We start from the raw sequence: 12760 nt of genomic DNA on the forward strand, positions 1-12760 counted from the left end.
GGTCAGAACCGCGAGGAACACCATCATCGACCAGAAGCCGACCATCGAAATCTCACTGAAGGCAACAGCCCACGGGAACAAAAACGCGATCTCAAGGTCGAAAATGATGAACAGGATCGACACCAGATAGAACCGCACGTCGAATTTCATGCGCGCATCATCAAACGCGTTAAACCCGCATTCGTAAGCAGACACTTTTTCAGGGTCCGGGTTGCGTACAGCCAAAACCACTGCGGCGAGGATCAGAACGACGCCCAAGACGATGGCAAGCCCCAAGAAAATAACGATAGGCAGATATTCTCTGAGAAAGTCTTCCATTTCGGGGCTCCCGTTTGGTCGTGGGGCAGACGCCCCTTGGCTGGTGTTGCGTTTAGCCCCACGAGGGCGGGTGGTCAACGGGCGATGGGGGGCAAAATGCCGATCAAAGCACCTCAACCAGTTCAAATCGCTGACACACAAGCAGCATGTCCGCCGACCACCCGCCATTGCGCGCAAAATAGGCTTTGTGGGACGCGGCCCAACCGGCATAGGTCGCATCCTCCCCTTCCGCCAAGGCAAAGTCTTCGGTGACCGCATCAAAAGGCTGCACCACCACTTGTGTCATCCGCACAACGGCCGCCGGGGTCTCATCCCAATGCAGCACGATTTCGATGTCACCTTCCTTGGGCAGCGCCTCCCCCTCGGCCTCGAAATCGCGCAAGGCACCGCACGTAGCCGTCTTGGTACCTGCACAAATTAACGCGACCAAATGCTCGCACAGGGCCTCGCTATCTCCGTATTCCCCACGGATCGCACCAGGATAGCGCGCCCAAACGTCAGGCATCACCGCCCCCGTCATTGGCGGAATATTGGCGGTAACGGTGGCGATAAATCAGGTTCGGCCGGTCACCATCCATCAGATAGAACAGGATGCCCACTTGGATGAGCAATTCCACCAAGAGGATTACGAAAAAACCGTCCGTGTACCCGTCGACCCCGAACAGCGCGTGCAAAAACCCGGTCTGTGTCGCGCCCTCAAACGAATTATAAAGCTCGGCTGTGGCGCGGCTGCTCCGAAACAGCGCCCAGACCGTCAGGCCCGCCGACACGATCGCCATGAACACGGACCATGGCACCCGCATCAGCAGACCAACACCGGCCAAAAACGGCCAGATACCGGCCAACACAACGAGCCACCCCGCCAACCCGAAGTCCCAAGCGGCATAGAATTTCCCCAGCCCCGGCACGAGGAAATAAAGGGCAATTGCCCACAAGATGACGCCCGGTTTGCCCTTGGGATGGTTTCTCGCCTGTTCGGGGGTAATGTTGACCCACGGAACGCCGGCGTAAAATTCCATCCGTTTCTTGTCTTTGCTCATGGTGCGGCCCTTGCTGCGATGTCTTGCCCTGCCATGTAGGGCAGATCAGGGGCCGCGTCGACTGGCGGTGGCTGCGGCGGGTTGTCCGGCGGCGCGGGGGGGGGCCATCGGCGGCTATCGCATCTCTGCGCCCAGAAAGCGCAGTTCTATCGTGCGGGTCGCGGTCATATCCAACAGACAAGACGCGCCCGCGATCTGGCGCATGGATCCGCTGCCCCACATGGCATAGGCCAAAGCACATTCCCCGTCGCGAAACGCGATCCACGCGCGCTGCGCTGTGCGCAAAGCCTCCGCACGGTTGGCAAATTCCGGAAAAAGATCAGCGTCTTGGCGATCTTCCGCCCGCAAACCGGCCATGGTGGATTGGTATGTGGCGTTCAACTGCGCGTCCCACGCGTGGTATTCCGCAAGCGTGCAAAACATCATGCCGACGGTGGAATAGCCGCCCTCTTCGGTGTCCATACACAAGGTCGACGTCTGCCCGACACAGCCTTCGGCCATGTCGGAGCTTTCTGCATTTTCAAAACAAACAGCCAGCGGATCGGTATAGTGCATCAACGCCTGCACAGCGGGCTGAGGCTCCGCAAGGGCGTGGGCTGGGACAGTCGCCAATAGACATATGAACGTTCGCAACCTCACCCCGTCAACCGCCCTGCGCGCCAGCGACACCAAATCCAATGGCACAGACACGTTCCGGAATGTCATAGAACACGTGGCCCATGGTCCAGCGGCAATCCGAAGGGTCAGTGCAGACCACTGACGGTGCGCCGCATGTCAACCGCGTCTTCAGAAAGCATCTGGAACACCTGTTCCTCATAGCCCATTTCAGCGAAATCTTGCACCGCGCGGACGAGGTCGTCTGTCAAGGATGCAAGGCGCATGACGCCCTGATCACGGCGATGACCGGCGGGCAGGGACTCGAGTTCTCGTTGCGCGATGTCGACCTTTCGCCTGATCAGGCGAATGTTATCGTATGCTGTACTCAACGGTGTCATCATGACGACTTTTACCAGCCCCTAACCCCGTCAGGCTCTACGGGTCAGCCTTGACGTTAGTCGTTTTTTTCGCGTTTGGATAGTGACTCATATGTTTTATGACATGGGTTGGCGAAAAAAGGCTCAGTCACGCAACTTTTACGCGAATTCATGCTTTTGGACTTCGTCGCGAATGATGCGCGCAATCACGGCGCAATCGTCTTCAGTGAACGTCAATGGCAGGCGCATGTCGATGATGCCCGCAAGGATTCGGTCACTTTCGGGCATGGGTTCAGATGCCGCATAACGCCAACTGTCATAGCGGGAGGTAAAGCCCGTAGGTTCCGCGCCGCCGAACCATTTCAGTTCAACGCCCCGTTTCAGGCAACCTTGAATGACCTGCTGCACGGCGTCAGGCGGCCAATCGAGCAGCAAAAACTGGAACGACGATGCTACGAAGCCTTCGGCGTTGGGCCGGTGCGTCAACGTCAGGCCGGGGGTATCGCGCAACCCGTCCTCAACGACACGATACAGCGCGTTCCAACGGTCACATTGCGTCTGCAGATCCGCCAGTTGCGGACGCAGGATAGCCGCGCGCAGATTGTCCATCCGGCCTGAGATATTGGGCGTTTCATATTTGATCTGGGCGAAGGTGTCCGGCGGTGGGGCCGCGCGATGGCGTTCAAACAGCATGTAGCTGCCTGACAGCATGATGGCGCGGGCCATGGCTTCGGCGTCGTCGCCGATCAGGAACCCGCCCTCGCCGGAATTGACGTGTTTATAGGTCTGTGTGGAATAACAGCCGAATTTGCCCCAGCGCCCGGACGGCGTGCCGTTCCAATGGGCGCCCATGGTGTGGGCGCAGTCTTCGATCACGGTGACGCCTGCGGCATCACACAGCGCCATCAGCGCCTCCATATCGCAGATGTGGCCCCGCATATGCGACAACAGCAAAACCTGCGCCTGATCCAGCTTTGCAGCCAGATCATCCAGATCAATCAACAGGTTATCGGTGACACCCACGAAAACGGGCGTGGCACCGACGGCGGCAATGGCACCTGGCACGGGGGCCAGCGTAAAGGCGTTGGTCAGCACGCGGTCGCCATGGCCCACGCCGCAAGCGCGCAACGCCGTGGTCATCGCATAGCCCCCTGACGCCACCGCAAGGCAGTATTTCGCCCCCGTGAGGGCCGCGAATTCCTCTTCTAACAGGGCGGTTTCTGCGATCTCATCCCCTTGGGTGTTATAGCGGTGCAGCCGGCCATGGGTCAGCACCGCCATCGCGGCGTCAATCCCCGCCTGCGGGATGGGTTCTTGCTGGGTGAAGCTGCCGGTAAATGTCTCAGTCATGGTGGTATGTGAGGGCGCGCGCCCTGCCCCGTCAAGCCCGGTTTGGATTAGCTGAAAAGTCGATCTACCAGATCGGGCAGATCGGCGTAGCGGTCCAACAGGGCCTCGGGTTCAAGGGCCGCCATATCCTCGCCAGACGGACCGAAGGTGACCAGAATAGACGGCACGTTCGCGTTGCGCGATGTCATCCGGTCGGTGTTGGTGTCGCCCACCAGACAGGTTTTGACAGGATCCCCGCCGCAGCGGCGCACGGTTTCGAACAGGTGTTCTGGGTCCGGCTTGCGCACGGGCAAAGTGTCCGCCCCCACCAGCGCGCCAAAGGCGTCGCGCACGCCAAGACGTGTCATCAAGGTGTCGGCCAGACCTTCGGGTTTGTTGGTGCAAATGCCCACGGGATAGCCTTTGGATTTCAGCGCCTCGACCGCGTCCATCGCGCCGTCATAAAGCCGCGTGTGGGTGTCGATGTCCTGCGCGTAAGCCTCAAGCAGGAGGGGATATTGGCGCTGGATGTCGTCCTCACCAAACCCCTCAACCCGGCTAAAACCCAGCGTCAGCATGGCCCGCCCGCCCTTTAGTGCCGTGCCCGCATCCGCGCCCGTCAGCAAATCACCCAACCCCAGCCCCCGAAAACAGGCATTGGCCGCGGCCAGCAAATCACCGGAGGTGTCGGCAAGGGTGCCATCAAGATCGAACATCACAGAATGCATAACGGGTCCTTCAATTTTGGTGTGTTGTAACGGGCTGACATGGGATGTGAAGGCCACGCGACTTGTGTTAGGCGATGTGGCGCGTATGAAGATGAAAACAACAAGAATGAGGCAGGTATGTCAGTCGCATTAATCATTTTGGCCGCAGGCAAGGGCACGCGGATGCAGTCAGACCTGCCCAAGGTGCTGCACAAGATCGCCGGTGCGCCCATGTTGGTGCATGCTATGAAATCGGGGGCCACACTGGACCCTGCCCGCACCATTGTGGTTGCCGGCCACGGGGCCGATCTGGTCACAGCGGCGGCGCAAGACTGGGATAAGGACGCCGAGATCGTTCTGCAAACCGAACAGCTTGGCACCGGTCACGCGGTCGCACAGGCCGCCCCTGCTTTGGACGGGTTCGAGGGTGACGCGATTGTCCTTTACGGCGACACGCCCTTCATTCGCCCCGAAACGCTGGAGGCAATGATCGCGGCCCGCGCCGACCATGACGTGGTCGTGCTGGGGTTTGAGGTTGCGGATACGTCGCAAAAAAAATACGGCCGATTGGTTGAGGCGGACGGCGCTTTAACCGAAATCGTCGAATTCAAAGACGCAAGCGATGACATTCGCGCCCTGCCCTTGTGCAATTCCGGTGTGATCGCCTGCGATGCGCAGCTGCTGATGTCGCTGGTGGCGGAGATCGGGAACGACAATGCCTCGGGCGAATACTATCTGACCGACGTCGTGGCCCTCGCCCGTGCGCGAGGCAAAACCGCAACCGTCGTGCGCTGTGATGAGGCGGAGACGATGGGCGTGAATTCCAAAGCGGAGCTGAATGCCGCAGACGCGATTTTCCAAACCACCACACGTGCCGCCATGGTTGAGGCCGGTGTGACCGTGCAAATGCCGGACAGCGTGTACTTTTCCCATGACACATATGTGGGGCCGGACGCCGTGATCGAACCGCATGTGGTCTTTGGCCTTGGCGTGACGGTTGAAAACGGCGCACAAATCCGCGCGTTTAGCCATCTTGAAGGCTGCCACGTGTCCCGCGATGCCGTGGTCGGCCCCTATGCGCGTTTGCGTCCGGGCACTGAACTGGCCGAAGGTGTGAAGATCGGCAACTTCGTGGAAACCAAAAACGCGGTGATTGAAGCTGGGGCCAAGGTCAACCACCTCAGCTACATTGGGGACGCGCAGGTGGGCGAACGCACCAACATTGGCGCGGGCACGATCACCTGCAATTATGACGGCGTGTTCAAACATCGCACGACCGTAGGTCGTGATGTGTTTATCGGGTCCAACACCATGTTGGTGGCCCCTGTGACCTTGGGCGATGAAAGCATGACCGCCACCGGGACCGTCGTCACCCGCGATGTGCCCGAAGGCGACATGGCGGTCGCACGTGCGCGCCAAGATAACAAACCGGGCTTTGCACGGCGGATGTTCGAAAAGTTAAAGGCCAAGAAGGCCAAAGCGGCAAAGGAAGCCTAAAAATGTGTGGAATTGTAGGTGTCCTCGGCAAGAACCAAGTCGCCCCTTTGCTGGTGGAGGCGCTGAAACGCCTGGAATATCGCGGCTACGACAGCGCGGGGATTGCGACGGTCAATGACGGCGCGCTGGACCGCCGCCGCGCAGTGGGCAAATTGGTGAACCTCCAGGATTTGCTGGTGCATGACCCGTTGGCTGGCAAATCCGGCATCGGTCACACCCGTTGGGCGACCCACGGCGAACCCAACGTCAAAAATGCCCACCCCCATCAGACGGCCCGTGTGGCCGTGGTCCACAACGGGATCATCGAAAATTTCCGCGAATTGCGCGAAGAACTGGCGGGCATTGGCATCGGCTATGAAACGGACACGGACACCGAAACCGTCGCCCTTTTGACCCAAAGCTTCCTCAACGACGGGATGGCGCCGCGCGATGCGGCGGAGGCCACGATTGCCAAGCTCGACGGGGCCTATGCGCTGTGCTTCCTGTTCGAAGGCGAAGGCGACCTGATGATCGCGGCGCGCAAAGGATCCCCCTTGGCCATTGGCCACGGGGACGGTGAGATGTTCGTAGGCTCCGATGCGATCGCGCTGGCGCCCATGACCGACCGGATCACCTATCTTGAAGAAGGCGATTGGGCCGTCCTGACCCGCGACAGCGTTGAAATCCGCGACGCCGCAGGCACGCTGGCGAACCGTGACATCCAGACGATCAAGATCGACGACACCGCGGTCGATAAGGGCGGCCATAAACACTACATGGCCAAGGAAATCGCGGAACAGCCGTCGGTCCTGACCAATGCGCTGGGGTATTACATCAAGGACGGGCGGATCGAACTGCCCGACCCCGGCCTTGATTTTGCAAAGATCGACCGGCTGACCATGGTCGCCTGCGGCACCGCGTTCTACGCCTGCCTCACGGCGAAATACTGGTTCGAACAGATTGCGCGCCTGCCCGTCGAAATCGATGTGGCGTCCGAATTCCGCTACCGTGAACCGCCCATCACCAAGGGCACAGCGGCGCTGTTCGTCAGCCAATCCGGCGAGACTGCGGACACGCTGGCCGCCCTGCGCTATTGCGAAGGCAAGGTCGACACGATCGTGTCCGTGGTCAATGTCCCCGAAAGCTCCATCGCGCGCGAAAGCGACCTGCCGCTGCCGATTTTGGCAGGCCGTGAGATCGGCGTGGCCTCCACCAAGGCGTTCACCTGCCAGTTGACCGTGCTGGCCATCCTGGCGGTCAAAGCCGCGCAAGACCGTGGTGAACTGGATGCAGATGGCGCGGCCAAGGCCCTTGAGGCGATCAAATCCGTGCCGGCCCTCATGAGCCAGGCCCTGTCTTTGGGCGAGCAAAGCAGCGATGTGTCCCGCAAGCTGGCAGAGGCGCGCGACATCCTGTTTCTGGGCCGTGGTCCGATGTATGCGCTGGCCCATGAGGGTGCGTTAAAACTGAAAGAAATCAGCTATATCCATGCCGAAGCTTATGCATCGGGTGAACTGAAGCACGGCCCCATTGCATTGGTCGACGAACATGTGCCCGTCATCGTCATGGCCCCGCGCGACGCGCTGTTCGACAAGACTATTTCCAACATGCAAGAGGTCATGGCCCGCGGCGGACGCGTCCTGCTGATCACCGATGCGCAAGGCGCACGTGAAGCGGGACCGGGCGTGTGGGACACGATCTTGATGCCGGAAATTGACCCCTTCGTGGCCCCGATCCTCTATGCGATCCCCGCGCAATTGCTGGCCTATCATACGGCGGTCGCAAAAGGCACCGATGTGGACCAGCCGCGCAATCTGGCAAAATCGGTGACGGTGGAATGACCGTAGATGACGCGCTGGCGGAATTGGCCGGTCTGGGGGACGCCTATAAGGCGGGCGAAATGGCCGCCTACCACAAGGCAGAGCGTCCCTATTTCGGCATCGCCAATCCGGTGATCTATGACTGCTGCGCGCGCTGGCGTGAGGCGCTGAGCCTTGAGGGCCGCATCCAGCTGGCCTCAGACCTGTGGGACAGCAACGTCCATGAGGCCCGCGTGGCGGCGGCCAAATTGCTGGTGCAGGCGCGGATCAACCCTGATGACGCCGCTTGGCAATTGATTGCGTCGTGGGTGCCGACGTTCGACGCTTGGGCCATCGCCGATCATGCCTGCGGGGCGGGATCACGGCGCTTGGTCGCGGACCCCAGCCGTCTGGATGAGGTCGAGGGCTGGACGACATCCGACCATCTTTGGACCAAACGGGCGGCCTTGGTGATGACCCTGCCATGGACCAAGCAAAAGCATCCAAAACCAGAAGAACTGGCCGCGCGGGAGCGTATTTTAGGCTGGGCCGCGACCTATGTGACCGATCCGAACTGGTTTATCCAAAAGTCCGTTTCATGGTGGTTGCGCGATCTGGGCCGCCGTGATCCCGACCGTGTCTGGGCGTTTCTGGACACCCATGGCGACGCAATGAAACCCTTCGCCCGCAAAGATGCGAGCCGGAAATTGCCGCCCCGATAATCGTCCCTTGCGGGACAACCGAGGCAGTGCCAAGAAGACCAAAAATATAAGGGGGCGTCGTGCTGGACCTGACCAAACAAGTCAATCTGCTGTCCAATCGGATTCAGCCGCTTCGGGACAAACCGGGGCGCGTTCTTGTGGCCCTGTCCGGCCCCCCCGCCAGTGGCAAATCCACCTTGGCGGAGGAACTGGCCCGCCGCCTGAACGCGCAAAAATGCCTGACGACCGTGGTGCCGCAAGACGGCTTTCACCTTGATAATCAGGTGCTTGAGGCGCGGGGCGATCTGGGCCGCAAAGGCGCGCCGCACACCTTTGATGGCGCAGGCTTCGTCCATCTGGTGCGCCGCCTGAAAGAAAAGGCAGATGTGGTTGTCCCTGTCTTCGACCGATCCCGCGATCTTGCGATTGCGGGCGCGCGCGTGGTGCCTGCGGAGGCGGAAGTCATCATCATTGAAGGCAATTACCTTTTGTTTGACGAAGCGCCATGGTTCAACCTTGCCCCGTTATGGAGCTTGTCTGTCCAACTGCACGTCCCCCTCCCCGAACTGCGCGCGCGGCTGATCCAGCGGTGGCTGGGCCACGGGTTAAGCTCTGCCGCAGCCAAGCGGCGTGCCGAAAGCAATGATGTGCCCAACGCGCAGGCCGTTCTCGACAAAGCGTCGCGGGCAGATGTGACCTTGGGCGTGGATGGGTCTGTTCTTTAACGGTTGAAACATTCCAAAACCTATATATTTAGATTTCAGAATATATAGGAATGGACAATGATCACAGATTTCACGCCTTGGATGTCGCTTTTGGGCGGCGTTTTGATTGGCACGGCTTCGGTTTTGTTGATGGGCCTGTTCGGGCGCATTATGGGTGCCACAGGCATTTTGGCAGGTTTCGTCATGCCAAAATCCGCGGACGACTGGGGCTGGCGCGCCACCCTTTTGGCCGGGATGATGACGGCGCCTGCGCTTTATTGGATCATCAGCGGTGACGCGGTGGCCGTTGATGTGCCCGTGTCCACAGCGGCGATGATCATCGGCGGATTGATCGTGGGCGCAGGCGTGACCTACGGCGGCGGTTGCACCTCCGGCCATGGGGTCTGCGGCATCGCGCGGCTTTCGCCCCGATCCATGGTGGCCACGGTTGTCTTTATGGCGGTTGCAGTGGCGACGGTCTATGTGACGCGTCATGTGGTCGGGGGCTGATCCATGCGGTTTATTCTGACCTACCTGATCGGTTTGATCTTTGGCATGGGGATCGTGCTGGGCGGCATGGCGAACCCTGCCAAGGTGCTGAATTTCTTTGATATTGCGGGCACTTGGGATCCGTCATTGGCCTTTGTCATGGGGGGCGCTTTGGGTGTGACCGCTTTGGGGTACAGGTTTGTGTTGCGCCGCCCTGCGCCGCGTCTGGCCGATGTCTTTCATCTGCCGAGTTTGCGCCAGATCGATGGACGTTTGGTAGGTGGATCAGCGGCCTTCGGGTTGGGCTGGGGTCTTGCCGGTTTTTGCCCGGGCGGCGCGCTGCCTGCCATCGGCACCGGCGATCCTGCCGTCCTGATCTTCACAGCGGCCATGGTCGCGGGTATCGTTGGCGCAAAGGTCGTGCAGGCCAGAACGGCGGCGCGCCCACAGCAGGAGGTCACGCCATGACAGTGCATATGGACATCACGCCTGAGGTCGAAGGTTTTTTCGATGCGGCGACGAACACCATCACCTACATCGTCAAAGACCCCGCAAGCGCCCATTGCGCCATCATCGACAGCGTCATGGATATTGATTACGCCGCAGGCCGCATCACCACGGACGCCGCCGATCGCCTGATTGAATGGATCAAGGACCGGGGTCTGATCCTCGATTGGATCATCGAAACCCATGTCCACGCCGACCATCTGAGTGCGGCCCCCTATCTGCAAGACACCCTTGGCGGCAAGATCGGCGTCGGCGCCAAGATCATGGAGGTGCAGGAGACCTTCGGCAAAGTGTTCAATGAGGGGACCGAATTCCAACGGGACGGGTCGCAATTTGATGCCCTGTTTGAGGACGGTGATACCTACGACGTGGGGCAAATGCCGTGCTTTGCCATCTCAACCCCCGGTCACACGCCGGCCTGCATGGTGCATGTGATGGGCGATGCGGCCTTTGTTGGGGACACGTTGTTCATGCCGGACGGCGGGTCGGCGCGGGCGGATTTTCCGGGCGGGGACGCAGGCCAGCTTTACGACAGCATTCAAAAGGTGCTGGCCCTGCCTGACGCCATGCGGTTGTTTATGTGCCACGACTACGGCCCAAATGGGCGCGCCATCGCATGGGAGACCACGGTGGCCGAGCAACGGGCGGACAACATCCATGTGGGCGGCGGCAAAACCCGCGAGGATTTCATCGCGTTCCGAAATGAGCGAGACGCGCAGTTGGCTGTGCCGAAGCTGATCATCCCGGCCCTGCAGGTGAACATGCGCGCGGGCCATGTGCCCACCGATGACCACGGAAATCCGGTCTTGAAGGTGCCTGTCAACGGGTTGTAGCGCTTGCGGCGGCTCGGCTTACGCCTGCGGCGGGCCCCTTTTGCGCCTGCGGCGGGCGGGGGTCGGTTTTTCTGGCGAAAAACCGCGAGGGGCTCTGCCCCCGGACTGCGTCCTCCCCCGGAGTTTTCGGATCAGAAGAATAAGGGCCGCGCGTCTAGCTTGAGATGATTTCGAATTTCGTGACGTCCACCATGCCGCGGTCTGTGATCTTCAGCATGGGAATGACTGGCAGCGCGAGGAAGGCCAGCTGCAAGAAGGGTTCTTCCAGCGTGACGCCGAGGGCTTTGGCCGCGTCGCGCAAAGCCTCTAGGCGGGTTCGGACGTCCTCAAACGGTTGTAGGCTCATGAGGCCCGCGACGGGCAGTGCCAGTTCTGCGGTGATTTTGCCCCCCTGCGCCACGACAAACCCGCCTTCGATGTCTGCCATGCGGTTCACGGCCAAGGCCATATCATCGTAATCCGCCCCCACGCAGGCGATGTTGTGGTGATCGTGACAGACGGTTGAGGCAATGGCCCCACGGGTCAGCCCGAAGCCTTTGACAAAGCCTGTGGCGATGTTGCCATTGATCCCGTGCCGTTCCACAACAGCGATTTTGACCAGATCGCGGGTGCTGTCAGGGCGTTTGTCGCCGTCGGTTGGGGTGATGTTTTCGTGCAGATGGTCGGTGATGATTTTGCCGGGGATGACGCCGATGACGTCTGTTTCGGTACGGTTGGATGCGGTGCGAAAATCATCCGGCGTCACAACCGGTGCCTTGACCGACGCCCGACCGATGGGCGGGGTGATTTTGCGCGCCGCAAAGGCCTGTTCCGCCGCCTGAACACCGCCGCACAAGGTGATCTGCGCGTCGCAGTCTTCGAGCGTGCCAAGGCAGGCAATGTCGGCGCGTTGGCCCGGCGCAATCAGACCACGATCCTTGAGGCCGAATGCTTCGGCCGCAGATAGGGACGCCGCACGGTAGGCCGCCACGGGGGATGTGCCACGGGCAATCGCCGTGCGGATCAGGTAATCGAGGTGGCCGTGTTCGCCGATATCGAGAGGGTTCCGATCATCTGTGCAAAAGCACATATAGGCCGACGTGCGGTCATTCAGGAGCGGCAAAAGCGCGTCGAGGTCCTTGGACACCGACCCTTCGCGGATCAGTACACGCAGGCCCTTTTGCAGCTTTTCGCGGGCCTCGTCCTCGGTCGTGGCCTCATGTTCGGTGCGGATGCCTGCGGCGATATAGGCGTTAAGGTCGCGCCCTGACAGCATCGGCGCATGGCCGTCGATATGGCCCCCCTCATACGCGCGCAGCTTGGCCATGATGCCGGGGTCTTGGTGGATCACACCGGGGTAATTCATGACCTCGGCCAGACCGATGACCGCAGGATGGTGGCGCAGGGGCAACAGATCGTCGGCTTCGATCACAGCACCGGTGGTTTCCATATGGCTGGACGGCACGCAAGAGCTGAGGTTGACGCGAATATCGAGGACCGTTTCCATCGCCGCGTCAAGAAAATACTGGATGCCCGGCACGCCCAGCACGTTGGCGATTTCATGGGGGTCGCAAATGGCGGTGGTCACCCCAAGCGGCGTGACGAGGCGGTCAAATTCAAACGGGGTCACAAGGCTGGATTCGATGTGCAGATGGGTGTCGATGAACCCCGGCACGAGGGTCAGCCCCGTAATATCAACGATTTGTGTGCCGTCATAACCCGCGCAGGTGCCCACAATGGTGTCACCGCAAATCGCCACATCTCCGTTCAGGAAATCACCGGTGATAACGTCAAATATCCGTCCTCCGCGTAGGACGAAGTCGGCGGGCATATCCCCCCGTCCTTGGGCAATTTTCTGGGACAGATCGGCCATGTCAGGTCTCCGGCTTTTGGGCCAAACAACA

General features: G+C 60.4%; 15 protein-coding genes. 7 read left to right on the forward strand and 8 right to left on the reverse strand.

The window, feature by feature from the left end; genetic code table 11:
- From ndhC to ACTG36_RS15470, 7 genes are all read right to left on the reverse strand, one after another.
- On the reverse strand, positions 1-318 hold a 318-nt coding region (gene ndhC / locus ACTG36_RS15440; RefSeq protein WP_439142838.1), incomplete at its 3' end, for an NADH-quinone oxidoreductase subunit A.
- 103 nt (positions 319-421) lie between these two features.
- Positions 422-823, reverse strand: coding sequence for an ASCH domain-containing protein (locus ACTG36_RS15445; RefSeq protein ID WP_375280516.1), 402 nt, complete (start codon positions 821-823; stop codon positions 422-424).
- Positions 816-1358, reverse strand: a complete 543-nt coding sequence (locus ACTG36_RS15450; protein WP_439142841.1) for a hypothetical protein — start codon at positions 1356-1358, stop codon at positions 816-818. Before ACTG36_RS15450 ends, ACTG36_RS15445 begins: the two co-directional genes overlap by 8 nt.
- 114 nt (positions 1359-1472) lie before the next feature.
- On the reverse strand, positions 1473-2063 hold the full coding sequence (locus ACTG36_RS15455; RefSeq protein WP_375280514.1) for a lysozyme inhibitor LprI family protein: 591 nt from the start codon (positions 2061-2063) through the stop codon (positions 1473-1475).
- A gap of 38 nt (positions 2064-2101) precedes the next feature.
- Entirely contained in the window at positions 2102-2356 is a 255-nt protein-coding gene (locus ACTG36_RS15460; protein WP_375280513.1) for a hypothetical protein, read from the reverse strand.
- Positions 2357-2491: 135 nt separating this feature from the next.
- Positions 2492-3682 (reverse strand): DegT/DnrJ/EryC1/StrS family aminotransferase, encoded by a 1191-nt coding sequence (locus ACTG36_RS15465; RefSeq protein ID WP_375280512.1) that lies wholly within the window; start codon positions 3680-3682, stop codon positions 2492-2494.
- Positions 3683-3729: 47 nt separating this feature from the next.
- Entirely contained in the window at positions 3730-4389 is a 660-nt protein-coding gene (locus tag ACTG36_RS15470) for an HAD-IA family hydrolase (protein ID WP_375280511.1), read from the reverse strand.
- A gap of 117 nt (positions 4390-4506) precedes the next feature.
- Between ACTG36_RS15470 and glmU the strand changes: the two genes are divergently transcribed.
- The 7 genes from glmU to ACTG36_RS15505 are packed head-to-tail and all read left to right on the forward strand — an operon-like array spanning position 4507 to position 10877.
- Positions 4507-5865: a bifunctional UDP-N-acetylglucosamine diphosphorylase/glucosamine-1-phosphate N-acetyltransferase GlmU gene (gene glmU / locus ACTG36_RS15475; RefSeq protein WP_375280510.1), complete on the forward strand. Its 1359-nt coding sequence runs from the start codon at positions 4507-4509 to the stop codon at positions 5863-5865.
- Positions 5866-5867: 2 nt separating this feature from the next.
- A complete protein-coding gene (gene glmS, locus ACTG36_RS15480) occupies positions 5868-7685 on the forward strand; it encodes a glutamine--fructose-6-phosphate transaminase (isomerizing) (RefSeq protein ID WP_375280509.1) in 1818 nt (605 codons plus the stop codon).
- On the forward strand, positions 7682-8365 hold the full coding sequence (locus ACTG36_RS15485; RefSeq protein WP_375280508.1) for a DNA alkylation repair protein: 684 nt from the start codon (positions 7682-7684) through the stop codon (positions 8363-8365). Before glmS ends, ACTG36_RS15485 begins: the two co-directional genes overlap by 4 nt.
- Positions 8366-8424: 59 nt before the next feature.
- Positions 8425-9069 (forward strand): sugar transporter, encoded by a 645-nt coding sequence (locus ACTG36_RS15490; protein WP_375280507.1) that lies wholly within the window; start codon positions 8425-8427, stop codon positions 9067-9069.
- A gap of 57 nt (positions 9070-9126) precedes the next feature.
- The gene (locus ACTG36_RS15495) at positions 9127-9558 is read left to right on the forward strand and encodes a YeeE/YedE family protein (protein ID WP_375280506.1); all 432 of its coding nucleotides are present in this window, start codon (positions 9127-9129) and stop codon (positions 9556-9558) included.
- A 3-nt stretch (positions 9559-9561) separates the two neighbouring features.
- Positions 9562-10005 (forward strand): DUF6691 family protein, encoded by a 444-nt coding sequence (locus ACTG36_RS15500; protein ID WP_375280505.1) that lies wholly within the window; start codon positions 9562-9564, stop codon positions 10003-10005.
- On the forward strand, positions 10002-10877 hold the full coding sequence (locus ACTG36_RS15505; protein ID WP_375280504.1) for an MBL fold metallo-hydrolase: 876 nt from the start codon (positions 10002-10004) through the stop codon (positions 10875-10877). Before ACTG36_RS15500 ends, ACTG36_RS15505 begins: the two co-directional genes overlap by 4 nt.
- Positions 10878-11031: 154 nt before the next feature.
- Here the strand turns inward: ACTG36_RS15505 and ade are convergent, their stop codons facing one another.
- On the reverse strand, positions 11032-12729 hold the full coding sequence (gene ade / locus ACTG36_RS15510) for an adenine deaminase (RefSeq protein WP_375280503.1): 1698 nt from the start codon (positions 12727-12729) through the stop codon (positions 11032-11034).
- Positions 12730-12760: the final 31 nt, after the last annotated feature.

The sequence above is a fragment of the Pseudooctadecabacter sp. genome, assembly GCF_965657175.1.
In the GTDB taxonomy this organism is placed as follows: Bacteria; Pseudomonadota; Alphaproteobacteria; order Rhodobacterales; family Rhodobacteraceae; genus Octadecabacter.

Excerpts from the sequence above, each read along its gene's own strand:
- glmU (WP_375280510.1), top strand. The coding sequence starts at position 4,507 with ATGTCAGTCGCATTAATCATTTTGGCCGCAGGCAAGGGCACGCGGATG.
- ACTG36_RS15465 (WP_375280512.1), bottom strand. The coding sequence starts at position 3,682 with ATGACTGAGACATTTACCGGCAGCTTCACCCAGCAAGAACCCATCCCG.
- ade (WP_375280503.1), bottom strand. The coding sequence starts at position 12,729 with ATGGCCGATCTGTCCCAGAAAATTGCCCAAGGACGGGGGGATATGCCC.
- ACTG36_RS15455 (WP_375280514.1), bottom strand. The coding sequence starts at position 2,063 with ATGACATTCCGGAACGTGTCTGTGCCATTGGATTTGGTGTCGCTGGCG.
- ACTG36_RS15470 (WP_375280511.1), bottom strand. The coding sequence starts at position 4,389 with ATGCATTCTGTGATGTTCGATCTTGATGGCACCCTTGCCGACACCTCC.
- ACTG36_RS15460 (WP_375280513.1), bottom strand. The coding sequence starts at position 2,356 with ATGATGACACCGTTGAGTACAGCATACGATAACATTCGCCTGATCAGG.
- ACTG36_RS15485 (WP_375280508.1), top strand. The coding sequence starts at position 7,682 with ATGACCGTAGATGACGCGCTGGCGGAATTGGCCGGTCTGGGGGACGCC.
- ACTG36_RS15500 (WP_375280505.1), top strand. The coding sequence starts at position 9,562 with ATGCGGTTTATTCTGACCTACCTGATCGGTTTGATCTTTGGCATGGGG.
- ACTG36_RS15505 (WP_375280504.1), top strand. The coding sequence starts at position 10,002 with ATGACAGTGCATATGGACATCACGCCTGAGGTCGAAGGTTTTTTCGAT.
- glmS (WP_375280509.1), top strand. The coding sequence starts at position 5,868 with ATGTGTGGAATTGTAGGTGTCCTCGGCAAGAACCAAGTCGCCCCTTTG.
- ACTG36_RS15450 (WP_439142841.1), bottom strand. The coding sequence starts at position 1,358 with ATGAGCAAAGACAAGAAACGGATGGAATTTTACGCCGGCGTTCCGTGG.
- ACTG36_RS15445 (WP_375280516.1), bottom strand. The coding sequence starts at position 823 with ATGCCTGACGTTTGGGCGCGCTATCCTGGTGCGATCCGTGGGGAATAC.
- ACTG36_RS15495 (WP_375280506.1), top strand. The coding sequence starts at position 9,127 with ATGATCACAGATTTCACGCCTTGGATGTCGCTTTTGGGCGGCGTTTTG.